Origin of the sequence: Nonomuraea sp. NPDC049709 (assembly GCF_040674815.1) — a bacterium.
Taxonomy (GTDB): domain Bacteria; phylum Actinomycetota; class Actinomycetes; order Streptosporangiales; family Streptosporangiaceae; genus Nonomuraea.
This window is the reverse complement of record NZ_JBFANM010000037.1, coordinates 18,646-42,733: the sequence shown is the minus strand read 5'-3', so window position 1 is coordinate 42,733 and position 24,088 is coordinate 18,646. Positions and strand designations below refer to the sequence as shown.

Sequence of the window (24,088 nt, the reverse complement as noted above, 5' to 3'; positions counted from 1 at the left end):
AACTGCTCGGTGATCTCCGTCAATAACGTCTATACCGTCAATCCGTGAATGCCCCGAAGAAGCTGCTGAAGGGTTTGCTGGCGGCCATCGTGCTGATCCCGGTGAGCCTGATGGCGACCCCTGCTTCCGCAGCACCCCCCACAGATCCCGAGCACCCGTGGCGGCAGAACCACTGGCCGCAGACGCAACCCTGGCAGCTCGACTCACCCGCCGAGGCCCAGGCCATGCGCACCCGCCCGCCGGGCGACCTCAAGCCCATCGACCCGCAGAACTGGGAGAATCCCGACCACATGACGTGGGCGGACTACAAGAAGCCGCCCGGCACCAACTGGAACGACCCCTCGGTCAAGGGCTCGCAGCGCACCTTCAAGGGCGCGCTCGTGCTGCTCGACTACCCCAACCAGCAGTTCGTGGTGACCCAGCCCAAGGGCTCGACGATCTACGCCAACCCGAGCACCGAGGCCCACGACATCCCGCGTGACCAGGTGGCGAAGTTCTACCAGGACTTCCTCAACACCCCGAACGACCTCAACAAGGGGCACACCATCCACGAATACTGGATGGAGGACTCCGGCGGCCGGATCGGCGTGGAGCTCACCGGCTTCGGCCCGTACACGATGCCGGGCAAGGACCACGAGTACGCCATGGAGTACCAGCGGGAGGCGTGCCCGGCCGGCGACACCTGCAACAAGAACCTGCGCACCGACGGCAACGCCGCCTGGCTCGCCGCCGTCGGCCCGGACGTGGCCGCCCAGTTCGACTTCGTCTTCTACCTCAGCGCCGGCCAGGACGAGTCGTCCACCTGGCAGGAGTTCGGGATGATGAAGTTCCCGACCAAGGAGGACGTGCCCGACGAGTGGGGCCCGCCCGACCCCGCCCTGCCCAACTGGTCCAGGACCCGCTACGTCGAGTGGAGCTCCTGGCAGGCCGGCTCCAACTTCTGGCCCAACGCCCGCTTCGGCGTCGACTCGGTCCAGGCCGAGAGCTCGGGCATGGCGGTCTACGCCCACGAGCTGAGCCACATCTTCGGCATCGCCGACAACTACAACAACCCGTACGCCGTCCCGCCGAAGAGGGCGTACACCGGCATCTGGGAGATGCTCAGCCGAGGCAGCTTCAACGGCCCCGGCGGCCCGCACTCGCGCTGGCTGATCCCGCCCACCGCCGGCGCGTCGATGGGCGCCCAGCACATGCTCCGCAACAAGATCAAGCTGAACATGGTGGACGAGCAGAACGTCCTGCGCCTGTCCCGCGAGGCACTCGACGAGTCCGGCCTGGTCACGGCCAAGGTGCTGGCCCGCGCGGTGCAGCCGGGCCAGAGCGAGCTGTCCGGCGTCAACATCTCCTTCGACACCGGCGACAAGAGCGCGTGCGACCGGGCCGACCCGCTCTGCGACGGCGGCGCCTACGAGAACTACACCGTCGAGGTCGTGGACCGCATGGGCAGCGACTCCTTCACCCCCGACTCCGGTGTCCTGCTGGCCAAGACCAAGAACCAGGACAACCCGGCCCCGTTCGAGTGGGTGATCGACGCCAACCCGGCGGACATCGGCATGACCGACTACGTCCTGCCCGACGGGACCAAGGTGCCGATCACGATCGGCGACTACCGCCAGCTCTCCGACGCCCTCTTCCACGCCGGCACCGACTCCGGCAGCGAGTACGAGTACGTCGACGAGGCCAACCGCCTGCACTTCTACGTCACCGACCTCAAGCGCAACCGTGACGGCGAGCTGTCCTACACCGTGGCGATCCGCTCGCTCGACGGCGCGGGCCCGCAGCGCCGCGGGCTCAAGCTCCTGCCCGCTGCCGGCATCCCCACCGGCAAGAACCTCTCCACCTGCAAGTTCCCGCTGTTCAACACCGGCAAGGCGGCCCCGCCGCAGGGCCAGCACCCGGAGGACGTCAGCGCCTACCTGAACTCCGACCTCTACCGCCTCAAGGCAGAGGTCCAGGGCAAGGGCTGGACCGCCCAGCTCCCCAACGCCCTGGCCTCCGTCGCGTTCGGCAAGCAGTCGCTCGTGAGCGTCAACGCCGTGCGCGAGGCCGGCGGCGACCGGCTGGCCAGGGTCAAGCTCACCGCCACCTCGGAGAGCGACCCGACCAAGACCATGACGGCCACCTGTCACGTGATCGGCCTCTGAAACCGACGATGGGGTACGGCTGGCGCAGGCCGTGCCCCATCGGCTTGAATCACCCCGGGAAGGGGGTGTTCGTTGGCAGGGGACCTGCCCGACAAGGTGACAGGGGGCTTACCCGACAAACCGCGACGGCGGCGGAAGCTGCCGTGGGCGGCGCCCGTCTCCGCCGGCCTGGCGGCCGCCGCCGCGAGCGTGCTGGCCGCGTCCGTGGAGTGGGAGATCCCGCCCGCCGCCAAGATCGGCGTGACCATGGCCGCCGCCCTCCTGGTCGGGCTGACCACCTGGGCCACCACCGAGTCGCGGAGCAACAGGCGCCAGGCCCGATCGGAGCCGGGCTCGGTCGCCCCCGACCAGTGGCCGCCCGTCCCCGAGCACTTCACCGGCCGCGCCGAGGCGCTGGCCGAGCTCCGCGAGGTCTTCACCACCCGGAGGAGGTCCTCCGACCTCTCACCGCCGCTGGTCGTCTCCGTGTACGGCCGGGGCGGCGTCGGCAAGTCCGCGCTCATGACCAGGTTCGGGCAGGAGGTCGCCGGCTGGTTCCCCGACGGCCGCCTCTACGCCGACCTGCGCGGCGGCGTGGACGCGCCCGTGCGGCCCGAGGAGGTGCTGATCGGCTTCCTGCGCGCGCTGGACGTGCGCCTGACCACCGACCCCGGCGGGCTGGAGGAGCTGCGCAAGCTCTGGCTGACCTGGACCAAGGGCCGCAGGATCCTCATCGGCCTGGACAACGCCCACGACGCCGCCCAGGTCAAACCGCTGATCCCGGCCGAGCCGGGCTGCGCGGTGCTGGTCACGTCGCGGGCGCCGCTGTTCCTGAACGGCACGCACGACACGCGGCTCGGCGTGTTCAGCGAGGCGCACGGCGTGGAGCTGCTGGCCAGGCTGGCCGGCGGCGCCCGGATCGTCGAGGACCTGGACGCCGCCAAGGAGGTCGTACGGCTCTGCGACTACCTGCCGCTGGCCATCAACATCTGCGGCGGCCGGCTCGCCACCCGCGAGCAGTGGACGATGCGCGAGATGGCCGGCCGGCTGGCGGACACGCGCCGCCGCCTCGACCAGCTCGAGGTGGCGCCCACGGTGGACAAGAGCGTGCGCGCCTCCGTACAGCTCAGCTACGACGACTGCACCGGCATGCAGCGCCGCCTGCTGCGCCTGCTCAGCGCCCTGACCGCGCCCGACGTGCCCGGCTGGGTGGCCGGCGAGCTGCTCGACATCTCCGGGCTCGACGGCGCCGGCCAGCTGGAGGCGCTCATCGACGCCCAGCTCGCCGAGTGCTCGGGCACCGACCAGACCGGCGCGATGCGCTACCGCCTGCACGACCTGGTCAGGGTGTTCGCCGCCGAGCTGGCCGGCCAGGACGGGGAGGAGCGCCGCAGGGCCGCGATCGAGCGGGTGCTGTACGGCTACCGCCGCCGCGCCGAGGAGGCGGCCCAGAACCGCTGGCCGCAGGACTGGAGCCGGGGCGGCCGGCGGTCGAGCGCCGACGGGCAGGTCAAGGCCGGCGACTGGCTCAACGCCGAGCGGCTCTCGCTCCTCGCCATGATCAACCTGGCCCAGCAGCTCCGGCTGTGGGAGCTGACGTGGGGGCTGGCCAGGGCGTTCTGCTCGCTGTGCCATTCGCTGCGGGCGTACTGGGCCGACTGGTCGGCGGTGGCGCGGATCGGCTGCGAGGCCGCCGCGCACACCGGCGACCGGCGCTCGCTGGCCATCGCGCTGCTCGACAGCGCCGCCGTGCACGGCGGCCTGGGCGTGCGCGGGCGGGCGCTGGACGAGGCCGAACGCGCGCTGGAGATCTGCACCGAGCTGGGCGAGTCGTGGTGGGCGGCCAGGGCCATGCGGACGATCGGGATGACGCTGTTCAGCGACGGCCACCTGGACCGGGCGCAGGACTTCCTCATGGGGGCCATCACCGCGTTCAAGGGCGAGGACGACCCCTGGTGGATGGCCCGCACCCAGCGCAACCTGGCCGAGATGCGCATGGCCGAGCGGCGGCCGGAGGAGGCCAGGGAGCTGCTGGAGGACGCGCTGGAGATCTTCAAGCGGGCCGGCAACCGCTATTCCGAGGCCCAGACCCTGCGCGTCTACGGCGAGGTGCTGGCGGCGCAGGCGCGCGGCGAGTATCGCGCGGGTGACCACCGGCTGGCCGCCAACCTGTTCGCCAGGGCCGGGTTCAGCCTCGACCGGGCGTCCGAGATGTTCAGGCAGCGCGGCGAGCTGTGGGAGGAGGCCCGCTGCCTGCGGGCGGCCGGGGAGGTCGGCGATCCGGCCAACGGGCTGCGCGAGCTGGACTACGTCCGGCGGGCCGAGGAGATCCTGGTCGCGCTGGGCGATTCATGGGGGGTGGCCAGGAACGCGGTGTCGGCCGGGCGGGCGCTGGCCAGGCTTGGGCGGATCGAGGAGTCCGACCGGGAGCTGCGGCGGGCGATGCAGGGGTTCGAGGAGCTGGAGGACCGGTGGTGGATGGCGATGAGCCTGCGCTACCTGGGCGAGGCGCACCTCGACGCGGGCGGGCACGAGGCCGCCGTGGAGCCGCTGGAGCAGGCCAGGGAGATCTACCGCAGCCTCGGGAACGAGGCCGGTATGCGCAGGACCCTGGAGCTCCTGCGGCGCGCGACGCCCGCCACCTAGGTGAGCGGGCTGCGTAGCAGCTCCCCGGCCGCCTGTCTGGCCTGCAGGATGCTCTCCTCGAACAGCTTGCGCACGTGTGCCGCCTGGTCGGACAGCTCCCTGATGCGCTGGTGGGCCAGCTCGTCGCGCACGTTCTCGGCGAGGAGCTGCTGGTACTCGGGGGTCTTGGCGGCCAGCCGCTCCAGCCGGGTGTGGGCGTGGTAGACCTTGTCCGCCTTGAGCACCTGCTTGGCGTACTTCTCCAGGTGGCGTACGCGCTGGGACAGCGACGTCCAGGCGGCGTCGAGCGCGCTCGTGTACGGCTTGAACGCGTCCTCCATGCCCGGCGGCAGCTCGCGCGGGATGAGCTTGCCGTGCTCGGCGTGCATCGACGACAGCCGCCGCAGCCGCTGGGCGATCTGCCAGATCTCCTCGGGCAGCGACACGGTGTTCTCGATGCTGTCGATCAGGCCGGCCTTGTGGACCTTGGAGTTCATGATCGCTTCGACGGCGTTCTGCGCCCGCCGCAACAACATCTGGCAGGGATAGTCCAGGTCCTCCGGCAGGATGTAGTGCTCGGCGTGCGACTGGGCCAGCCGGAGTCTTCGCCTGGTGGACCGATATGTGGTGTCCATCGCCATCCACCGGATCAGGACGATCAGGCCGACGCCCATGCCCGCGACGAACAGGCCCGGGCTGCCGGTCAACATGTAGATCAGCAGCAGGAAGGCGGGCAGGACGAAGAGCAGGGCGGGGTTGTGGGTGGTGTCCATGCGCGCGCCGGAACGAGCCAGGCGGAGAATGTGCGGGCTCGACCGCAGCTCGACCGAGATCTCCGGGTGCAGCGAAGGATCGATCACCAGCCGTGGAGGCAGAGCTCGTGGATCCATACGTTCATGCTGCGTTATGAACCTCGAATTCGCTCATGTTTGGCGGACATATAGGGTCGTAATAATGAGCGAGATGACGAGGTGGATCGACCTGGAAGGCGCGGTGAACGCGCGTGACCTGGGCGGATTGCCGACTCGTGACGGTGGCCGCACCCGTCACGGGCGGATCTTCCGCGCCGACAATCTGCAGGGTCTCACCCCCGCGGACGTGGCCCTGCTCGTGGGCGAGCTGAAACTGCGGCACGTGGTGGACCTCCGCTCCACCGCCGAGGTTTCGTTGGAGGGCCCCGGCCCGCTGACCCAGGTGCCGGAGGTGCGGCACCACCATCTGACGCTGTTCGCGGAGGGCGGCCGGCACACCGACGTCGAGGCGGACAGCATCGACGGCGACCGGGTGCTGCCTTGGGCCGAGCGGGTGCTGGACGAGGAGCTGCGGGTGACCGGGTTCTACTTCGGCTACCTGCGCGACCGGCCGGACGCCGTGGTGGCCGCGCTGCGGGTGATGGCGATGGACGACGGGGCCTCGCTGGTGCACTGCGCGGCGGGCAAGGACCGCACCGGGGTGCTGTCGGCGCTGGCGCTGGAGATCGCGGGCGCCACCCGGGCGGCGATCGTCGAGGACTACGTGGCCACGGGGGAGCGGCTGGAGCTGATCCTCAAGCGGCTGCGGGGCAGCGACACCTACCGGGGCGACCTCGACTCCCGCCCGGCCGACGACCACATGCCCAGGGCCCGCTACATCGAGCAGTTCCTCGGCGTGCTGGAGGACCGGTTCGGCGGGCCGATGGGGTGGCTGGCCCGGCACGGCTGGACGGACGCCGACACCGCCGCCATGCGCTCCCGCCTGCGCGACTGACCCGCGCGGCGGTCAGCTCAGGTGGACGACGATCCGCTGGGTGGCCGACAGCCGGGCCGCCTCGAGGACGGCCAGCACCTCGACCGCGCTTTCCGGATCCACCGGCGGCGCCGCGCCCTCGCGCAGCGCCGCCGCCACGCCCCGGTAGAAGTCCAGGTACGAGCCCGGCTCGGTGCGTACGATCTCCCGCTCGTCCGGCGTGCCCAGCACGCCCCAGCGCTCCTCCTCGTCGTCGCCGAACCCCGGCGAGTCAGGCGTCATGCCGGCCCGCAGCCGCTCCTCCTGCACGTCCATCCCGTATTTCTCGAAGGCCGCGGAAGAGCCGAGCACCCGGAACCGGGGCCCCGGCCGGGCGGCCATCGAGCCGGCCCACAGGTGTGACCGGGCGTCGCCGGCGTGCGTCAGCGCGATGAACGTGTCGTCGTCCGCGCCCACCCCTTGGCGCCGGACATTGCTCTCGCAGTAGACCTCGCGCACCGGCCCGAGCAGCCGCACCGCCTGGTCGACGAGGTGGCTGCCCAGGTCGTAGAGCAGCCCGCCGACCTCCTCCGGCCCGCCGGCCTCGCGCCAGCCGCCCTTGGGCACCGGCCGCCACCGCTCGAACCTCGACTCGAACCGCAGCACCTCGCCCAGCCGCCCCTCGCCGGCCAGCCGCCGCACGGTGCGGAAGTCGCCGTCCCAGCGCCGGTTGTGGAACACGGTCAGCATGAGGCCCCGCTCCTTGGCCAGGCGCACCAGCTCGCGCCCCTCCTCGGCGGTCCGGGCCAGCGGCTTGTCCACGACCACGGGCAGGCCCTGGGTGAGCGCGGAGGCGGCCGTGGCGACGTGGGTCCGGTTGGGGGAGGCGACCACGACGAGGTCGCACCGCTCCCACAGCTGCTGGACGTCGGCCACCGCCGCCGCGCCGTATCTCCCGGCGACCTCGGCCTGGCGATCGGGATTCCTGGTCACGACGGCTGCCAGCGACAGGCCGGGGGTGGCGTGGATGAGCGGGGCATGGAAGTAGGCCCCCGCGGTGCCGTAGCCGACCAGCCCGACCCGGATGTCACTCATCGATCCAGGCTATACGGACGGCGGGCGCTACTCGTCGTCCCGCTCGGCGAGGAAGCGCTCGAACTGGGCGGCGAGCTCGTCGCCCGTGGGCATGGGCGTCGTCTCGGCCATCAGGTTCTCCCGCTCCGCGCCGCCCGCGAACGCGTCGTACTGCTGCTCCAGCCCGCTGATCGCGGTGGACAGCTCGGCGGAGGCCTGGATCTGCTCCTCGATCTCCGTCGTCGTACGCCGGGCGGCGTCGCGGAGCCCGTCCATCGGGAACACCAGCCCCGTCCCCCTCGTCACCGCCTCCAGGCCGGTCACGGCGGCGGTCGGGTATTCGGCCTGCGAGAGGTAGTGCGGCACGTGCACCGCGTATCCCAGCGCGTCGTGCCCCTGCGCCCCGAGCCGCAGCTCCAGCAGCGCCGCGACGCTCCCCGGCACCTGGACCCGCCCGAACGCGCTGGTCTGCGAATTGATCAGCTCGGGCCTGCTGGCGTGCATCGTGATGCCGAGCGGCCGGGTGTGCGGGACCGCCATCGGGATCCCGTGCAACGTCACGATCTTGCTCACCCGCAGCCGCTCGACCAGCGCCGCCACGGCCCTGGTGAACAGCTCCCACTCCCGGTCGGGCTCGGGCCCGCTCATCACCAGGAACTGCGTCCCCGTCGAGTCCTTCGCGACATGGACGGCCAGCTCCGGGCTCTCGCACTCCACCCACCGGTCGGTGTCGAACGTCATGATGGGCCGCCGGGACCGGTAGTCGAGCAGCCGGTCCACGTCGAACGTCGCCACGACCCGGTGCTCCAGCTCGGCCAGCAGGTGGCCCAGCGCGAGACGTCCAGCGCCGCCGGCGTCGACGAAACCGTCGAAGTGGTACAGCAACACCGGATCGGGCAGCTCGGGCGCGTCTTCTGCGAGCTTGTAGAGATCCTTCGGGTCGAACACGGTTGGACAGCCTTTCCCTAGGTACTCTTCTCCAGAACCTACGGCGCGTCGGAACGATTCCGTGCAGGGCACCCTATCGAGGGACAATGGGGTCATGGACGGGGACCCGGAGCTGGAGGAGTTCGCCACCAGGATGTTCGACCTGGCCAGGGCGGGCGACACCGAGGCGTTGCGCTCGTACGTCGAGGCCGGGGTGCCGGCCAACCTGACCAACGGCAAAGGTGACACTTTGCTGATGCTGGCGGCTTATTACGGTCACGCTGAGACCGTACGCATGCTTGTAACACGCGGAGCCGATCCGAACCGGGTCAACGACCGTGGGCAGACGCCGCTCGCCGGTGCCGTGTTCAAAAAGGAGTCCGCCGTGGTCAGGGCCCTGATGGAGGCTGGTGCCGACCCCGATGCCGGGCAGCCCTCCGCGCGGGACACCGCGCTAATGTTCGCGAATGACGAGTTTATCCAATGGTTCTCGCAAAGTGATTCATAGTATGAAATAAGCATTAAAGGGCTCGAAGTTGTCGAGTGTGGCCTTTCGAACAGTCCATAGTCATGCTGGATGGCGTGGCTACTTCTGCGCACTCCTTCAGTAGGCGACCACTCCACATCCCTCCGCTGCCATGTCCGTTCCCGAATGAGATCAACGTTCATGCCTCGGAGGTCGACGCGGAGAGCCACGCATGGCTGGCCGCCTCACACATGCTCAACGGCGCCGACACGATCGAGCACTTCCGGCGCTCCAAGATCGGCCTGCTCGCGGCACGCACGAACCCCACCGTGCCGCGTGACAGCCTCCGGCTGATCAACGACTGGTACAACTGGCTGTTCGCCTTCGACGACGCGTTCTGCGAAGGCGAGCTGATGGGGCACCGGGCCTCCGCACTCGCCCGCGCCCTGCCGCCGCTCCTCGAGATCCTCGACGGGCGCCGGGAGGCCGAAGCCGACGACCCGTTCGGCCTCGCCCTCAGCGAGCTCCTCCGCCGGATCTCGGAGTACGCCACCCCCGCGCAGGTGGACCGGTGGCGGACCACGGTGAAGGAATACCTTTTCGCCCAGATCTGGGAGGCGGCCAACCGGGAGGCCGACCTCATCCCCACTCCCGAGGACTACGTGCTGATGCGCCGCATCACTGGGGCCACCTACACCTGCTTCGCGCTCATCGACGCGGGAGGCGGTTACCGGCTGGAGGCGGAGGAATGGCACCACCCCGACGTGCGGATGCTCTCCGACCTGGCGTGCGACCTCATCGGCTGGGACAACGACCTGCTGTCATACGCGAAGGAGCGCGGCAACGACAAGGCCCGGCACAACCTCGTCACCGTACTGGCCACCCACAAGTCGCTCATCCTCCAGGACGCGCTGCGCGAGGTCTCGGAGATGCACAACGACGCGATCGCCGCGTTCCTCGACCGCCGGACGGCGCTCGAGCAGTGGGCTCCCCTCCCGGTCCGCAAGTACGTACGCGGCCTGGAGCACTGGGTGCGCGGCCACATAGAGTTCTCGCTCGGCAGCGCGCGCTACGTGCACGCCTGGCCTGACGGCACCCGCTGGCCGCAGGCCGTCTAGAAGGTCCCGCTTTCCAAAGGTCCCGTTTCAGCTCTCGTCAGGGGCGTCCGGATCGTCGAGCGCGATTCCGGACGCCTCGTCGAGGTCGAGCCGGGCGCCCTCCTCGAACGCGTCCTTGTAGGCCAGCTCACCCATGTGCCGCTTGCACTCGCGTACGCAGGCGTCGTGCTCCCCGGTCATCCACGGCGCTCCGAGCTGCGGCAGGCCGGCCGTCCGCCAGTTCTGCTGCAGCGCCCCGAGCAGCCGCGCGGCCAGCGGCACCTGGTCGGACGCGGCGAAGATCCGCGCCGCCGTCTCCAGCGCCAGCAGCATGCCGAGCGTGTCGTGGAAGTGCCGCTTGATGCGCAGCGCCTCCCTGGTGTTCTGCAACGCCTCCTCGTGCCGGCCCGACGCGAGCCGGGTGCCGGCCAGCGCCCACTGCGCGTGCGAGCTGAGCCACAGCTCGCCGCGCTCCGTGCACACCTGCAGGCAGTCCTGCAGCAGCGACTCGGCCTCGTACAGCTCCCCCTGCGCGGTCAGCACCAGCGACAGCTCGACGATGGCGGGCAGCAGGCCGGGGTTGAGCTCCTTGTTGTCGGTGTTGAACTCGATCGCCACGCCCAGCAGCGCGCTCGCCTTCTGCAGGTCGCCCTGGAGCAGCGCCGCCGTGCCCTGCATCTTGGAGGCCAGGATCACCGCCCTGGAGTCGCCCACCCGGACGGCCTCGGTGCTGCACTTCTCGGCCGCCTGGAGCGCCCCGGCGCTGTCGCCCTGGGCGCTCTTGACGTAGGAGAGCACCCACAGCGCCTTGCACCGTTCCTTGCTCACGGTGGGGTTGGCCTCCAGCGCCCGCTCCAGGTAGAGGCGCCCCTCGCGGGCGAACCCGCAGCACACCCACATGAACCACAGCGACGACAGCAGCGTCAGCGCGAGCGCGGACTTGCCCGGCGAGTTGAGCGCGTGCTCCAGCGCGACGCGTACGTTGTCGTGCTCCTGCCGCATCCGGACGAACCAGTAGATCTGCCGCGGCCCCGACCAGGCGTCCTCGCTGCGCTGGGCCAGGCTCAGGTAGTACTCCAGATGCCGCTGGCGCATCTGCTCCTTCTGGCCGAGCTTCTCCAGCCACTCCTCGCCGTATTCGGCCAGTGTGTCGATCAGCTTGTAGCGCACCCCGGCGTGGTTGCTCCTGATCAGCAGGATCGACTTCTCCACCAGCCCCGTGACGAGGTCGGTGATGTCCTCCGACGGCAGCCGCCCGTCGGAGCAGACGAAGCGGGCCGCGTCGAGCTCGAAGTCGCCCGCGAACACCGACAGCCGCGCCCACAGCAGCCGCTCGGCGGGCTCGCACAGCTCGTGGCTCCAGCCGATGGCCGCCCGCAGCGTCTGGTGGCGGGGCAGCGCGGTCCGGCTGGCCCCGGCCAGCAGGCTGAACCGGTCGGCGAGCAGCCCGAGGATCTGCTCCACGGACAGGGCCCGCAGCCGCACCGCGGCCAGCTCGATGGCGAGGGGGATGCCGTCGAGCCTGCGGCACAGCTCGGCGACGGGCGCGATGTTGTCCTCATCGAGCACGAAGTCGGGCACGCTGGCCCCGGCACGGGCCGCGAAGAGCTGCACCGACTCGTTGGTGAACAGGCTCTCGGCCGGATCGTCGCCCGGCACCTGCAGCGGCGGCACGGGGACCACGTGCTCGTAGGGCAGGTGCAGCGACTGGCGGCTGGTGGCCAGCACCTTCAGGTTGGGCGCCGCCTCCAGCAGCTCGTGGACCAGCTCGGCACAGCCCTGCACCAGGTGCTCGCAGGTGTCGATGATGAGCAGCATGTCGCGCTCGCCGACCCACTCCGACAGCGACTCCGACTCCGCCCGCGACGACTGGTCGGCGATGCCGAGCGCGGAGGCGATGGTGTGCTTGACCATGCCGGCGTCCTGCAGCCGGGCCAGGTCGGCGAACCAGACACCGTCGGGATAGTGGGAGCGCACCTGATGAGCCAGCCGCAGCACGGTGCGTGACTTCCCCACACCGCCGATGCCGGTGACGGTCACCAGGCGGGATTCGCCCAGGTGCCGTTTGAGGTTGGCGAGGAGACGTGTCCGTCCGATGAAGCTGGTGAGCTCCGCCGGTAGATTGCCTTCTCTCCGCCAGCCTGACGGGGTGGCCATGGGCAGCCTCACGGGGGGATCGGCGACACCTGCTCTCGCATCGTACAGCGGCGCCCGCGGCCTGTCCTTGGACCTGCGGACACGCTGGGTATCGGTTTGTCCGCCTCGGTAGTATGTACGGCGTGGAAGATTTTCTACCTGAGCAGACCGCGGACGACACCGACCTCGGCTGGGGCGACTGGCGGGAGCGCGACACCGACGCCTTCTACCTCGACAACAGGCCCCCGCACTGGGACTGACACCTGTCGTGCGCATGTTGCGCCTCGCCGTCCCTGACGACTACGACGCCATCGCGGCCGTGGTCGACGACTGGTGGGGCCGTCCGGTCCTGCCCGCCCTGCCCCGGCTCTTCCTCGACCACTTCCACCGCACGAGCCTGATCGCCTCGTCCGACACGGGCGCGCTGGCCGGGTTCCTGATCGGGTTCCCGTCGCCGTCGCTGCCCGACGAGGCGTACATCCACTTCGTCGGCGTCTCTCCCGCCGCCCGGAAGAGCGGCCTGGCCCGGATCATGTACGAGCGGTTCTTCGACCTCGCCCGGGGGCACGGCCGGTTTGTCGTCAGGGCCGTCACCGCGCCGGTCAACGAGACCTCGATCGCCTTCCACCGCCGCATGGGCTTCGAGGCCGGCGACCCCGTGCCCGGCTACAACGGCCCGGGCACCAGCCTGGTGACGTTCGTCCGCGAGATCTGACCGGCCCGCGAGATCTGACCCGCCTGCGTGGTCTGCCCGGTCTGCGTGATCTGACGGCCTGCGTGGTCTGACCCGCCTGCGTGATCTGACGGCCTGCGTGGTCTGACCTGCCTGCGAGACCCGACGGCCCGTGAGACCTGATCGGCCTGCGGGTTTTGCCCGGCTCGGGCCGTCGCCGCGTCCGGGCCGGAGGTTCCGCCTGGGCGAGAGCGGTGCGCTCGGCCTCCACCAGGGCTGCGGCAGCGGGAGATCTCCTGCTCCACCCGGCCCGCCCCAGCCGAGCACCTCCGCCGGCCAGCACGTCGGTGCGCGGGCCCGGCACCATCCTGCGGGCCCCTGACCGACGACGGGGCGGGTGCCGGACCTCGGGCGGCGTACGCCCCTCCAGCGCGGACGCCCGCGCCCGTCACACCCTCACCGCTGATGACCAGCACGTCGAAGGTCTGCGCGGCGAGCCGATCGAGCGTCTCCAGCCGCTTTCCCGGCGTCGAGCCCGCCGCTCATCTCCACGGCGCGATTCTTACTTTAAGCAACCGATCTCTTACAGTCCGTATGTAGTCCCCGAAATCGGGAATGGCACACAACGCTGCAAGGAGGTGACAGGTGGCCGGACGACTGGGTCGGATGGGGCTGGCCGGCGAGCTCATCGCGGAGTGCGCCGGGACGATGGTGCTCATCCTGTTCGGGGCGGGGGTCGTCGCCCAGGTGGTGGCGGCGGAGCTCGGTGACCACGACAGCATCGCCTGGGCGTGGGGGATCGGGGTCGCGCTCGGCGTCTACGTTGCCGGCCGCACCACGGGCGCGCACCTCAACCCCGCCGTCACGGTGGGGTTCGCCCTGTTCCGCGGCTTCCCGTGGCGCAAGGTCATGCCGTACGCCATCGCGCAGACGATCGGAGCCTTCATCGGCGCGCTCATCGTGCGCTGGAACTACGCCGAGATCCTGGCCATGGCCGACCCCGGACGTACGATCAAGACCCAGATCGTCTTCTCCACCCTGCCCGGCAACGGCACCCTGCCGGTGTCGCAGTGGGGCGGGCTGCGCGACCAGATCATCGGCACCGCGATCCTGCTCTTCGTCATCTTCGCCCTGTCCGACACCGCGAACATGGCGCCCAGCGCGAACATGGGGCCGTTCGTCATCGGCCTGCTCATCGTCGCGATCGGCATGTCGTTCGGCGCCGACGCCGGTTACGCCATCAACCCGGCGCGCGACTTCGGGCCCCGCCTGGCCAGCTTCCTCACCGGCTACGGCGGCGCGTGGCGAGATCAGTACGGCGACCTGTACTTCTGGGTCCCGATCGTCGGGCCGCTGATCGGCGGCGTCATCGGGGCCTGGCTGTACCAGGTGTGCATCGCCCCCTTCCTCCCCCAGGGAGAGGACCGCGACACCGTGAAGCCGTCCGACTGACGTCCGATCCGAGGAGAACGCCATGCCTGATTTCGTCGGCGCCGTCGACCAGGGCACCACCAGCACCCGCTTCATGATCTTCGATCACGAGGGCGCCGAGTACGCCAAGTTCCAGCTCGAGCACGAGCAGATCCTGCCCCGGGCCGGCTGGGTGGAGCACAACCCGATCGAGATCTGGACCAGGACCGCCGCCGTCGTCCAGACGACGCTGCAGCGCACGGGGCTGCACGACAACGACCTGGCCGCGCTGGGGGTGACCAACCAGCGGGAGACCACGGTGGTGTGGAACCCGCGCACCGGACGCCCGTACTACAACGCGATCGTGTGGCAGGACACCCGCACCGACCAGATCGCCGCCGCCCTCGACCGGGACGGCCGCGGCCAGGTCATCCGCGACCGTACGGGCCTGCGGCCGGAAGCGTACTTCTCCGGTGGCAAGATCCAGTGGATCCTGGAGAACGTCGACGGCGTCCGCGAGGCGGCCGGCCGGGGCGAGGCCGTCTTCGGCAACACCGACACCTGGACCCTGTGGAACCTCACCGGCGGCGTCAACGGCGGCGTGCACATCACCGACGTGACCAACGCCAGCCGCACGATGCTGATGGACCTCGACACGCTGGACTGGGACGACGAGCTCCTGTCGTACTTCGGCATCCCGCGCGAGATGCTGCCCGAGATCCGCCCGTCCGCCGACCCCACCGGCTACGGCGCCACCTTCCGCTACGGTCCGTTCGGCGGCGAGGTGCCGATCACCGCCATCCTGGGCGACCAGCAGGCCGCCACCGTCGGCCAGGTCTGCTTCGCGCCCGGCGAGGCCAAGAACACCTACGGCACCGGCAACTTCCTGCTGCTCAACACCGGCACCGACCGCGTGCGCTCCGAGAGCGGCCTGCTCACCACCGTGGCCTACAAGTTCGGCGACGAGCCCGCGGTGTTCGCGCTGGAGGGCTCGATCGCGGTGACCGGCTCGGCCGTGCAGTGGCTGCGCGACCAGCTCCACCTGATCACGTCCGCGGCCCAGAGCGAGCCGCTGGCCCGGCAGGTGGAGGACTCCGGGGGCATGTACTTCGTGCCGGCGTTCTCCGGCCTGTTCGCCCCCTACTGGCGCGCCGACGCCCGCGGCGCCATCGTCGGCCTGTCCCGCTACAACAACGAGGCCCACCTCGCCCGCGCCACCTTGGAGGCCATCTGCTACCAGAGCCGGGACGTGGTGGAGGCCATGCAGCAGGACTCCGGGGTCGTCCTGGACGTGCTCAAGGTGGACGGCGGGGTCACGGCCAACAACCTGTGCATGCAACTCCAGTCCGACATCCTCGGCGTGCCCGTCAGCCGCCCGGTCGTCGCCGAGACCACGGCGCTCGGGGCCGCGTACGCCGCCGGGCTGGCCGTGGGCTACTGGCGGGACACCGACGAGCTGCGCGCCCACTGGGCGGAGGACCGCCGCTGGGAGCCGGGGTGGAGCGAGGAGCAGCGGGAGCAGGGGTACGCGGGCTGGAAGAAGGCCGTGACCAAGGCCTTCGACTGGACGAACTGACCTCTTCGTCACCCTGACCTCTTTGTCACCCTGATCGCGTTTCCGGCCAGTAGTACGTCGTGAGAGCGGTGCTGGCTGGAGGACACGATGGGCGATGGGTTCGCCGACCATGCCGGGCAACGGCATGACCGGCTCTGCCGTACGGCGTACCTGCTGACCCGCGACTGGGCCACGGCCCGAGGATCTGGTACAGACGGCCCGGGCCAAGGCGTGCGCGGTGTGGAGCAGGATCGAGGCCGACCCCGATCCGTACGTGTACCGGATCAGCGTCGACACGCACGCCTCGTGGTGGCGCCGGCGCTGGCGGGGCGAGGTGCCGACGGTGCCCCTCCCAGAGGGCCCGGCGGAGCCGGACTTCGGCACGGCAGTCTCCGAGGGGGCGGCCCTCTGGGCGGCGGTCGTCCGGACCTGGGCCACCGTCTCGACCCGGGCCACCGTCCGGACCTGGGCCGCCGTCCGACCCGGGCCGCCGTCCGGACCCGTACGACCGTCCGGGCCCGGACCCGCCGACGCCCTAACTGACCACGTCCTTGTGGCGGAAGCGCCGGAACGCGATCGCGATCAGAATGGCCGCATACGTGATCGAAACCGAGGCGCCCTTCGCCATCCCGCTCCAGTCCAGTTCCGGCGCCAGGGCATCCAGCCAGGCGTTGTTCCAGAACGTCGGCAGGAACTCGCGCAGCACCCCCAGGGCCTCGACGGCCTGCAGGATGTTGCACACGATCCACAGGCCGACCGCCCCGCCCACGGCCCCCAGCGGGGAGTCGGTCATCGTGGAGACGAGGAAGGCGAGGCCGGCGACCACGAGCTGGCTGATCAGGGCGTACCCGATCACGATCCCGAAGCGCGGCAGCACGTCGAGCGCCGGGATGGTCTCACCCGTCCCGGGCACCTGGATGTCGTCCCAGCCGAACGCCAGCGTGCCCGCGAGCAGCGCCATCAGCGGCAGGCAGATCACCGCCGCCGCCGAGTAGCCGAGCGCCACGATCAGCTTCTGCCGCAGCAGCCGGTCACGGGGGACCGGTGCCGCCAGCAGGTAGCGCAGCGACGACCAGTTGGCCTCGCTGGCCACGGTGTCCCCGCAGAACAGCGCGACCGCCACCACCAGCAGGAAGCTGGCCGACACCGACAGGGCGAACGCGGCGAAATTCAGGCCGCTGGCCGTGGCCAGGTCCGAGATGCGCAGCGACGACTGTCCCTGCCCGCTCGGCTGCGGCCCGAACTGGAACGCGATCACGAGGATCCACGGCAGCGCCAGCAGCAGCCCGAACATGACCAGCGTCCGCCGCCGCTTGAACTGCCTGACGATCTCCACCCGCAACGGCAGCGTGCGGTTCGGCGCGTAGCCGGTCGCGGCGGTCATGACTTGTCTCCGATGAGGTCGAGGAACACGTCTTCCAGGCGCGGCCCGTGCCCGTTGGCGCCGGTGGCCGAGCTGAGCAGCAGCGACACCGGACCGGTCGAGACCAGCTGCCCGCGCCGCATGACCACGACGTGGCTGCAGGTCTGCTCCACCTCGGCCAGCATGTGGCTGGAGACGATCACGGTACGGCCGTCGCGCGCGTAGCGCTTGAGCACCTCGCGCATCTCACGGATCTGGGGTGGGTCGAGCCCGTTCGTGGGCTCGTCCAGCACGAGCAGGTCCGGCAGCCCGAGCATGGCCTGGGCGATGGCCAGTCGCTGGCGCATGCCCTGCGAGTAGGTGCGTACGGCTCGTTCCAGGGCCTTGCCCAGGTTCGCGATCTCCAGCGCCTCGTCGAAGCGCGCGTCCGCCGTGGGCCGGCCGGTGGCGGCCCAGTACAGCTCGATGTTGTCGCGTCCGGACAGGTGCGGCAGGAAGCCGGGCCCTTCGACGAACGACCCGAGTCTGGACAGTACGGGGGCGCCCGGGGTGACGCGCTCGCCGAAGATGCGGATCTCGCCGGCGTCCGGCTGGATGAGACCCATCATCATCCGCATCGTCGTCGTCTTGCCCGCGCCGTTGGGCCCGAGCAGGCCCAGGACCTGACCCTGCTCGACCCGGAACGACAGGCCGTCGACAGCCAGCTCGCCGTTCCGGTACGCCTTCGTCAGGCCACTGATCTCCAGCGGCACCTCGTCGGGTCGGGAGCCGAGCCCGTCGCGGCCCTTCCCACCATCCGACCGGAGCCCCGAGGCACCGTCGCCACCTCCGAGACTGCCGTTCGCGCCGGTGGCACCGGCGAGGACGGCCCCGACGCCGGTGGCGGTGGTGGAACCGGTGCCGGCGGCCTCGGTTGCGGCGGAGCCGGTGATGGTGGAGTCGGTGGCGGCTTCGGTGGTGGCTTCGGTGGTGGCGCCCTCGGCGGCGGTCCCGTCTGTCCTGCCGTTGGCAGCGGCCAGGCCCGAGGCCCCGTCGGCCTTGCCGTTGGACGTGGCCGGGGATGCGGTGCCGGAGGTGGTGCCGTTGGCGGCGGACACGAGGGTCGGGGAGTCGTGCGGCTGCCCGAGCTCCTGGCCCGCCGTGACCAGGGCGGGGCGGCGGCGCAGGCGGGAGCGGCCCGTGGAGCGGCCCGTGGCCAGCAGGATGGCGGCGGCCACCACGGCGGCCAGCGGCATCGCCCACACCCACCACGCCACGCCCGTCGGAGCGGCGGCCAGGGTGCGGACCGTGGGGACCGCGAGGGTGGGAGAGGCCAGCGCGACCTGGTAGGTGGCCGGCTCGGCAGGCGTCGCGAACCCCATGTCGGTCGTCGTCACGACCAGGCGCAGCCGATGGCCCACGGCGAAGCGGTAGTCCACGGCGGGCAGGTTGACCGTGGCCTCCGCGCTGCCCGCTCCCTCGGGGATCGTCACCCGGATGGGTGCCACCAGCCCGGCGGGCAGGATGGGCATCTGGGTGCTGTCCGCCACGTCGTACAGCTTGGCGAACAGCGTCGCCTCGCCCTTGCCCGACACCTTGACCTTGACGGTGGAGCTGCCGGTGAGCTGGAGCGGGGCGGTGAGCGGGCCGGACTCGAACGTGGCGCTCTGGCCCGGCATGTCGATCGAGACACCGCCGGTGCTCTGGCCACCCAGCAGGCCGCCGATGCCCGGCACGGTCGAGATGGAGGCGGGGGCGCCGCCGGGCGGGTTGACGATGTTCTGTGCGGGGCCGCTCAGCTCGACGTCGGAGGTGTCGGTCCCGGCGAGGCCCGGATAGGAGGCGGCCTCCGGGTGGAGGCGGATGCGCTGGCGGGTGCCGGGGTCGCGGCCGCCGTCACGCGTCACCGTGAACGCGCTCACCGGCGGCGCCGCCTCGGCCGAGCCCTCACCCTTCAGGTAGCGGGCGAACCAGGCCGAGGACTGGTCGAAGAGCCAGTCGACCTCGCCGTTGCCGCCGTCGTGCCCGCCGTCGAACCAGGCCAGGCTCACCGGCGTGCCGGCGGCCGCGATGGCCTTGGCGTTGGCGTCGGCGTGGCTGAGCGGGAACAGCGAGTCGCGCTGGCCCTGGATCAGCAGGGTCGGCGCCTTGATCTGGCCGGCCACGGTGATCGGGCTCGACTTGCGCAGCAGCTCGACGGCCTCCGGCGTGGCCCTGCCGTCCTTGGCGACCTGCTGGTAGATGTCGCAGATCGGGGGCAGGAACCGGCCGCACCGCGCCTGCTCGGGCGTCAGCGGCGCGCTGGCCTCCCGCCGGCCCAGCAGCGACATGGTGTCCAGCGAGACGCCCTGGCCGAAGAAGATGCCGGCCCACATGCGCTTGAAGACCCCGCCCGCGGCACCGGAATCCTGACCGGCCGGGGTGGCAGCGCCGGAATCGGCGCCGGTGGTGGTCCCGTCAGCGGTGTTGCCGTCGGCGGTGGTGCTGTCAGCGGTGGTGGCCTGGGCGGGCTGGGTGGAGGCGTTGGGGAACAGCGCGTCGGCCAGGTCGGACCAGGTGATCTGCGGCACGATCGCGTCGACCCGCTGGTCGTGGGCCGCCGTCATCAGGGCGATGGCGCCGCCGTAGGAGCCGCCCGCGATGCCGACGCGCGGGTCGTTCGAGGCGTCGAGCTGGACCTCCGGCCGCTTGGCCAGCCAGTCGATCAGCTGCTTGACGTCCTTGACCTCGTAGTCGGGCGAGTTGAGCGCGATCTCGCCGGTCGAACGGCCGAAGCCGCGTGCCGACCACGTCATCACGGCATAGCCCTGCTGGGCCAGGCGGACCGCTTGATCCCTCATGCTCTGCTTGCTGCCGCCGAAACCGTGGGCGAGCAATACGGCAGGTGCCTTCCCGCCTTCGGGCGGCGGGAAGAACGTCGTATCGAGCTCGACCCGTTGGTCGTCGGCTGGTCCGTCGACGACGGTTATCTTCTGGTCCTGGCCCCGCACCGCAGGAGCCGACGGCCACACGAGCCACGTCGTCACCCCGATGAGGGCGAGTGCCACAACCAGTGCGGCCACACGCTTCATGCGGTGAGCCTACTTTCCGCACCTGAGAGATCCCTGAGACGGCGCTCGCGCCGGACCTGCGAAGAGGTGCCCTAGAGGGCTGAACTGGGCGATCTTGGAACCGGCCGATCGGGTAACCGGCGGATCATGACGCCTGCCGCTCGTCCTCGTCCGTGCCCGAGAGGGCTCGGGCCACGGTGAGGCTGTCCTCGTAGATGTGATAGCGGGTGATCAGGCCGTTCTCGACCGTGAGGTGCAGGGCGAAGGGGGAGGTGTAGGCGGCGCCGGTGGCCTTCACGGTCTGGACGATGTCGCCGAGGACGACCGCGTCGTCCCCGTCGGCGAGGATCCGCGTCACCGACGTGCCGTTCAGCTCACCCACGTGGTACGCGTCCAGCATGCGGAAATGCTCAGCCACGTCATGGCGGGTCGAACGCGGCCGGATCCACGGCACGGACGGGTGCCCTTCGGCGGGCCAGTTGAACCGCCAGTCACTCCGCTCCGCGAACAGCTCGGCGATCCGGTCGAAGTCGCCCTCACCCATACGGCGCAGCAGCTCTTGCACGGTCTCGCGAGTCGTCATGGTTTGTCCTTGAAGTCTGTTTCGGTGGACGTTGCTGCCACAGTCTCCTCTGGATAGCGCGGCTTGACGATTACCCGCGAGATAAGGGCCATGCCTATCTCGCCTGCCCGGTCAGGCCAGGATCGCGTAGACCGTCGTGGCGTGGGCCGCTGTTTCGGGGCTGCCCTCCGGCGTGAGGGTGATCTCCGAGAAGGCCAGCGTGCGGCCCAGCTTCGTGATGCGTACGTCGAGCAGGACGTCCTTGCCCACCACCGGGCGCTGGAACGTCGTGGACTGCTGAACCGTGGTCATCGGCACGAACTCGCCGCGCGCCGAGGCGATGGCGATGGCCGTGGCCGTGTCGGCGGCTGCCATCATCGCCTGGCCGGACAGCCCGCCGCCCTCTCTGGCCAGGTCGTCGGACCAGGGCAGCCGCACGATCGCGTGGCGGTCGCCCACCTCCTCGACCCGCAGGCCGAGCTGCTGGATCCAGGGGGCGAAGTATTCCTGGAGGATCGCCTCTGCGTCTTCTGGAGTCACGCGGCCATCATGCACGCTGGAGTTCGTGCGCGGGCGGCCGCGCGAGGCTCCTGTGGATAAGGCGTCGCGGTCTGCGAGAGCCTGTGGAAAGGCGGCCGGTGCCGCCCCGGCTGTCCGGGTCCGGCCGGCTGTCCTCGTACGAGCCGGTGGATGTGTCCGAGGTGAGAGCGGGAGGGTGAGATGTCGGAGATCGACGGCGGTCACCGGGCGGCAGGGCGGTCGGTGGTGGAGATCTTCATCCCGGCCACCTACGACAGAGCCGTACCGTACGAGCTGTTCGCCCGGCTACGAGCCGAATCACCCGTCTGCTGGATCCCCGAACCACCGCTGGGACCCTGGCGAGAGGGGCCCGGTTACTGGGCGGTTTTCCGGCATCCCGACGTCAAGCACGTGCTCCGCAGCCCGCAGGACTTCTCCTCGCACCTCGGCGCCACCCAGATCCGCGACCCCGACACCCCTGCCGACCTCGAGTTCGTCCAGGTCCAGATGCTGAACATGGACCCGCCCGACCACTCCAGGCTGCGTAGGATCGTGGCGGCGGCGTTCACCCCGCGGGCCGTGCGCGCCCTGGAGCGGACGATCGCGGAGCGGGCGGCGGCGCTGTTCGAGGAGGGCGAGTGCGACTTCGTGGAGGTGGCCGCCGACCTGCCCGTATGGACGCTGGCCCACGTCATGGGCGTCCCGGCGCAGGACAAGCGGCTGCTGTACGACTGGGCGTCGCGCGTGATCGGCTATCAGGACGACGACTACGCGGGCCTGTCCACGGCCGACGTCGAGTCCCTCAGCCCCATGGGCCGGCTCGCCCTCGCGGCCAGGCCCGAGCTCCGGCCGGGTGTCAACCCGCGATCGAGGGCGGCCCTGACCGACATGTTCGCGTACGCCCACGCCCTGGCCGAGACCCCCGCGGACGGCGAATCCGTCATGTCGGCGATGCGGAAGGGCGGCCTGACGGAGGCCGAGTTCGAGAACATGTTCTTCCTCTTCGCCGTCGCCGGCAACGAGACCCTGCGCAACGGCATCCCGGGTGGCCTGCTCACGCTCCTCCAGCACCCCGCCGAGCTGGCCCGCCTGCGCGAGAACCCCTCCCTGCTGGACTTCGCGATCGAGGAGATGCTCCGCTTCTGGCCCCCGGTCATGCACTTCCGGCGTACGGCGACCCGCGACCTCACCCTCGCCGGGCAACCCGTCCGGGCGGGCGACAAGGTGGTCGTCTACCACGCCGCCGCCAACCGCGACCCGTCCGTCTTCCCCGATCCGGACCGCTTCGACATCGCCCGCACCCCGAACGACCACGTCAGCTTCGGCTTCGGCCCGCACTTCTGCCTGGGCGCCCACCTGGCCCGCGCCCAGTTCCGCTCGATCTTCAGGGAACTGCTCGCCTGGGACGTGGAGCTCGCCGGCAGCCCGCGACGGCTCACCTCCAACTTCCAGAACGGCCTCAAACACCTCCCCGTACGACTCCGCCGCCGCCGCTGAAAGGCCGGCCGGGAAGCCGGTGAAGGAGACCGTGGGACACGTGGAAATGCTGGTGCGCCGACGCCGGTCGCGTGCCTACGATCACGGCCATGGACGACTACCTGCAGGTCAACCGGGCCAACTGGAACGCCCGCGTCCCCATCCACGTGAGCAGCGCCTTCTACGACGTCGACGGTTTCAAGGCGGGCCGGAGCCGGCTGCGGGAGTTCGAGGTCGAAGAGGTCGGTGAGGTGGCGGGGCGCCGCCTGGTGCACCTGCAGTGCCACTTCGGGCTCGACACCCTCTCCTGGGCCAGGCTCGGCGCCGAGGTGACCGGCCTCGACTTCTCCGATCCCGCCGTCGAGCAGGCCAGGAAGATCGCCGGCGAATGCGGCATTCCGGCGAGGTTCGTCACCGCCGACGTGTACGACGCCCCCGAGGCGCTCGGTGAGACCTACGACATCGTCTACACGGGCATCGGCGCCCTCGTCTGGCTGCCGGACCTCACCCGCTGGGCCGAGACGGTCGCCGCCCTCCTCAAACCGGGCGGATTCCTCTATGTCGCTGAATTCCACCCATTCGCCGACATCCTGGATAGCGAAACGGGCACCACCGTCACGTACGACTACTTCCACCGCGGCCCCCACATCTGGGAAGTGCCGTACACCTACACCGGCGCCGAGCCCCTCGAACACCGGACCACGATGGAGTTCCGGCACGGCCTCGGCGAGATCGTCAGCGCCGTCGCGGCGGCCGGGCTGCGGGTGGAGTTCCTGCACGAGCACGACCACACGCTGTTCCGCCGCTTCGCCACGCTCGTCGAGGACGGAGGCGTGTACCGCTCGCCCGGCGAGGCCCCCGGATTCCCCCTCATGTTCTCCCTGCGAGCCTCAGCCGATGGTGCACCGCCTCCAGCGGCGGATCCGGCAACACCTTCGCCCGCTCCGACCGAGTGAACCCGTACCGCTCGTAGAACCGCCGCGCCCGGGCGTTGCGCGCCGGCACCCACAGCCCGGCACCCACAGCCCGGCACCCACAGCCCGGCACCCACAGCCCGGCACCCACAGCCCGGCCTCCGCGCGGCCGGCCGCCGCCATCGCCTCCGTGGTGGCGGTCATCAGGGCCCGTCCCATGCCGGTCGAGAACTCGGCGGGCAGCACCTCCAGCCCGGCCAGGTACGCCTCCGGCGTGACCCCGCTGCAGGCCACGCGCCAGGTGGCGATCCGCACCGCTTCGATGGCCGCGGAGTCCTTGGGGAGGGCGGGGCGGATTTCGAACGACATGGGCGGCATAGTGGCAGTCACAGCGGCCCATGGGGCTGGGGACCGGGTCGTCGCGGGTCAGGGGTA

General features: G+C 70.7%; 19 protein-coding genes. 10 read left to right on the top strand and 9 right to left on the bottom strand.

The genetic code is table 11. The features are described 5' to 3' along the window. Positions 1-44: 44 nt before the first annotated feature. Together AB0J69_RS32905 and AB0J69_RS32900 are read left to right on the top strand one after the other, a co-directional pair. Entirely contained in the window at positions 45-2,144 is a 2,100-nt protein-coding gene (locus AB0J69_RS32905; protein ID WP_364125236.1) for a M6 family metalloprotease domain-containing protein, read from the top strand. Between the two features lie 72 nt (positions 2,145-2,216). Then, a complete protein-coding gene (locus AB0J69_RS32900) occupies positions 2,217-4,769 on the top strand; it encodes a tetratricopeptide repeat protein (RefSeq protein WP_364125234.1) in 2,553 nt (850 codons plus the stop codon). Here the strand turns inward: AB0J69_RS32900 and AB0J69_RS32895 are convergent. Continuing rightward, positions 4,766-5,638 carry a hypothetical protein gene (locus AB0J69_RS32895; RefSeq protein WP_364125231.1) on the bottom strand — a complete coding sequence of 291 codons (873 nt, stop codon included), beginning with the start codon at positions 5,636-5,638 and terminating at the stop codon, positions 4,766-4,768. The genes AB0J69_RS32900 and AB0J69_RS32895 overlap by 4 nt on opposite strands. A 64-nt stretch (positions 5,639-5,702) precedes the next feature. Here AB0J69_RS32895 and AB0J69_RS32890 point away from each other — a divergent pair, with 64 nt between their 5' ends. Next, positions 5,703-6,494: a tyrosine-protein phosphatase gene (locus AB0J69_RS32890; RefSeq protein ID WP_364125229.1), complete on the top strand. Its 792-nt coding sequence runs from the start codon at positions 5,703-5,705 to the stop codon at positions 6,492-6,494. A gap of 12 nt (positions 6,495-6,506) precedes the next feature. Here AB0J69_RS32890 and AB0J69_RS32885 read toward each other — a convergent pair whose 3' ends face one another. Then, entirely contained in the window at positions 6,507-7,547 is a 1,041-nt protein-coding gene (locus AB0J69_RS32885; protein ID WP_364125226.1) for a Gfo/Idh/MocA family oxidoreductase, read from the bottom strand. Positions 7,548-7,574: 27 nt separating this feature from the next. Further along, entirely contained in the window at positions 7,575-8,474 is a 900-nt protein-coding gene (locus AB0J69_RS32880; protein ID WP_364125223.1) for a PAC2 family protein, read from the bottom strand. A 94-nt stretch (positions 8,475-8,568) separates the two neighbouring features. Here AB0J69_RS32880 and AB0J69_RS32875 point away from each other — a divergent pair, with 94 nt between their 5' ends. Then, on the top strand, positions 8,569-8,961 hold the full coding sequence (locus AB0J69_RS32875) for an ankyrin repeat domain-containing protein (protein ID WP_364125220.1): 393 nt from the start codon (positions 8,569-8,571) through the stop codon (positions 8,959-8,961). 209 nt (positions 8,962-9,170) lie between these two features. Beyond that, positions 9,171-10,037: a hypothetical protein gene (locus tag AB0J69_RS32870; protein ID WP_364125216.1), complete on the top strand. Its 867-nt coding sequence runs from the start codon at positions 9,171-9,173 to the stop codon at positions 10,035-10,037. A 27-nt stretch (positions 10,038-10,064) separates the two neighbouring features. Here the strand turns inward: AB0J69_RS32870 and AB0J69_RS32865 are convergent, their stop codons facing one another. After that, entirely contained in the window at positions 10,065-12,185 is a 2,121-nt protein-coding gene (locus AB0J69_RS32865) for a tetratricopeptide repeat protein (RefSeq protein ID WP_364125214.1), read from the bottom strand. Between the two features lie 241 nt (positions 12,186-12,426). Here AB0J69_RS32865 and AB0J69_RS32860 point away from each other — a divergent pair, with 241 nt between their 5' ends. The 3 genes from AB0J69_RS32860 to glpK all read left to right on the top strand — a co-directional run bounded on the left by AB0J69_RS32860 (position 12,427) and on the right by glpK (position 15,811). Then, complete coding sequence (locus AB0J69_RS32860) at positions 12,427-12,867, top strand: GNAT family N-acetyltransferase (protein WP_364125465.1); 441 nt, start codon at positions 12,427-12,429, stop codon at positions 12,865-12,867. Positions 12,868-13,470: 603 nt separating this feature from the next. Then, positions 13,471-14,277, top strand: coding sequence for an MIP/aquaporin family protein (locus tag AB0J69_RS32855; RefSeq protein ID WP_364125211.1), 807 nt, complete (start codon positions 13,471-13,473; stop codon positions 14,275-14,277). A 22-nt stretch (positions 14,278-14,299) separates the two neighbouring features. After that, a complete protein-coding gene (gene glpK, locus AB0J69_RS32850) occupies positions 14,300-15,811 on the top strand; it encodes a glycerol kinase GlpK (protein ID WP_364125208.1) in 1,512 nt (503 codons plus the stop codon). Between the two features lie 514 nt (positions 15,812-16,325). Here the strand turns inward: glpK and AB0J69_RS32845 are convergent. From AB0J69_RS32845 to AB0J69_RS32830, 4 genes are all read right to left on the bottom strand, one after another. Continuing rightward, entirely contained in the window at positions 16,326-17,174 is an 849-nt protein-coding gene (locus AB0J69_RS32845; protein ID WP_364125205.1) for an ABC transporter permease subunit, read from the bottom strand. Next, positions 17,171-20,203: an alpha/beta fold hydrolase gene (locus AB0J69_RS32840; protein WP_364125202.1), complete on the bottom strand. Its 3,033-nt coding sequence runs from the start codon at positions 20,201-20,203 to the stop codon at positions 17,171-17,173. The genes AB0J69_RS32845 and AB0J69_RS32840 overlap by 4 nt, the downstream gene beginning before the upstream one ends. Positions 20,204-20,327: 124 nt before the next feature. Continuing rightward, positions 20,328-20,765, bottom strand: a complete 438-nt coding sequence (locus tag AB0J69_RS32835) for a nuclear transport factor 2 family protein (protein WP_364125199.1) — start codon at positions 20,763-20,765, stop codon at positions 20,328-20,330. A 111-nt stretch (positions 20,766-20,876) separates the two neighbouring features. Then, positions 20,877-21,284, bottom strand: a complete 408-nt coding sequence (locus AB0J69_RS32830) for a PaaI family thioesterase (RefSeq protein ID WP_364125197.1) — start codon at positions 21,282-21,284, stop codon at positions 20,877-20,879. Positions 21,285-21,464: 180 nt separating this feature from the next. On the opposite strand from AB0J69_RS32830, the gene AB0J69_RS32825 reads away from it, so the two are divergent. Together AB0J69_RS32825 and AB0J69_RS32820 are read left to right on the top strand one after the other, a co-directional pair. Further along, entirely contained in the window at positions 21,465-22,760 is a 1,296-nt protein-coding gene (locus AB0J69_RS32825; protein ID WP_364125194.1) for a cytochrome P450, read from the top strand. A gap of 89 nt (positions 22,761-22,849) precedes the next feature. Next, on the top strand, positions 22,850-23,695 hold the full coding sequence (locus tag AB0J69_RS32820; protein WP_364125191.1) for a class I SAM-dependent methyltransferase: 846 nt from the start codon (positions 22,850-22,852) through the stop codon (positions 23,693-23,695). Here AB0J69_RS32820 and AB0J69_RS32815 read toward each other — a convergent pair. Further along, positions 23,630-24,022: a hypothetical protein gene (locus AB0J69_RS32815; protein WP_364125188.1), complete on the bottom strand. Its 393-nt coding sequence runs from the start codon at positions 24,020-24,022 to the stop codon at positions 23,630-23,632. The two genes, AB0J69_RS32820 and AB0J69_RS32815, sit on opposite strands and share 66 nt — an antisense overlap. Between the last annotated feature and the right edge of the window lie 66 nt (positions 24,023-24,088).

Coding starts and splice junctions, on each gene's coding strand:
- AB0J69_RS32845 (WP_364125205.1), bottom strand. CDS start 17,174: ATGACCGCCGCGACCGGCTACGCGCCGAACCGCACGCTGCCGTTGCGG.
- glpK (WP_364125208.1), top strand. CDS start 14,300: ATGCCTGATTTCGTCGGCGCCGTCGACCAGGGCACCACCAGCACCCGC.
- AB0J69_RS32890 (WP_364125229.1), top strand. CDS start 5,703: ATGAGCGAGATGACGAGGTGGATCGACCTGGAAGGCGCGGTGAACGCG.
- AB0J69_RS32875 (WP_364125220.1), top strand. CDS start 8,569: ATGGACGGGGACCCGGAGCTGGAGGAGTTCGCCACCAGGATGTTCGAC.
- AB0J69_RS32835 (WP_364125199.1), bottom strand. CDS start 20,765: ATGACGACTCGCGAGACCGTGCAAGAGCTGCTGCGCCGTATGGGTGAG.
- AB0J69_RS32860 (WP_364125465.1), top strand. CDS start 12,427: ATGTTGCGCCTCGCCGTCCCTGACGACTACGACGCCATCGCGGCCGTG.
- AB0J69_RS32820 (WP_364125191.1), top strand. CDS start 22,850: ATGGACGACTACCTGCAGGTCAACCGGGCCAACTGGAACGCCCGCGTC.
- AB0J69_RS32895 (WP_364125231.1), bottom strand. CDS start 5,638: ATGGATCCACGAGCTCTGCCTCCACGGCTGGTGATCGATCCTTCGCTG.
- AB0J69_RS32815 (WP_364125188.1), bottom strand. CDS start 24,022: ATGTCGTTCGAAATCCGCCCCGCCCTCCCCAAGGACTCCGCGGCCATC.
- AB0J69_RS32870 (WP_364125216.1), top strand. CDS start 9,171: ATGCTCAACGGCGCCGACACGATCGAGCACTTCCGGCGCTCCAAGATC.
- AB0J69_RS32840 (WP_364125202.1), bottom strand. CDS start 20,203: ATGAAGCGTGTGGCCGCACTGGTTGTGGCACTCGCCCTCATCGGGGTG.
- AB0J69_RS32885 (WP_364125226.1), bottom strand. CDS start 7,547: ATGAGTGACATCCGGGTCGGGCTGGTCGGCTACGGCACCGCGGGGGCC.
- AB0J69_RS32825 (WP_364125194.1), top strand. CDS start 21,465: ATGTCGGAGATCGACGGCGGTCACCGGGCGGCAGGGCGGTCGGTGGTG.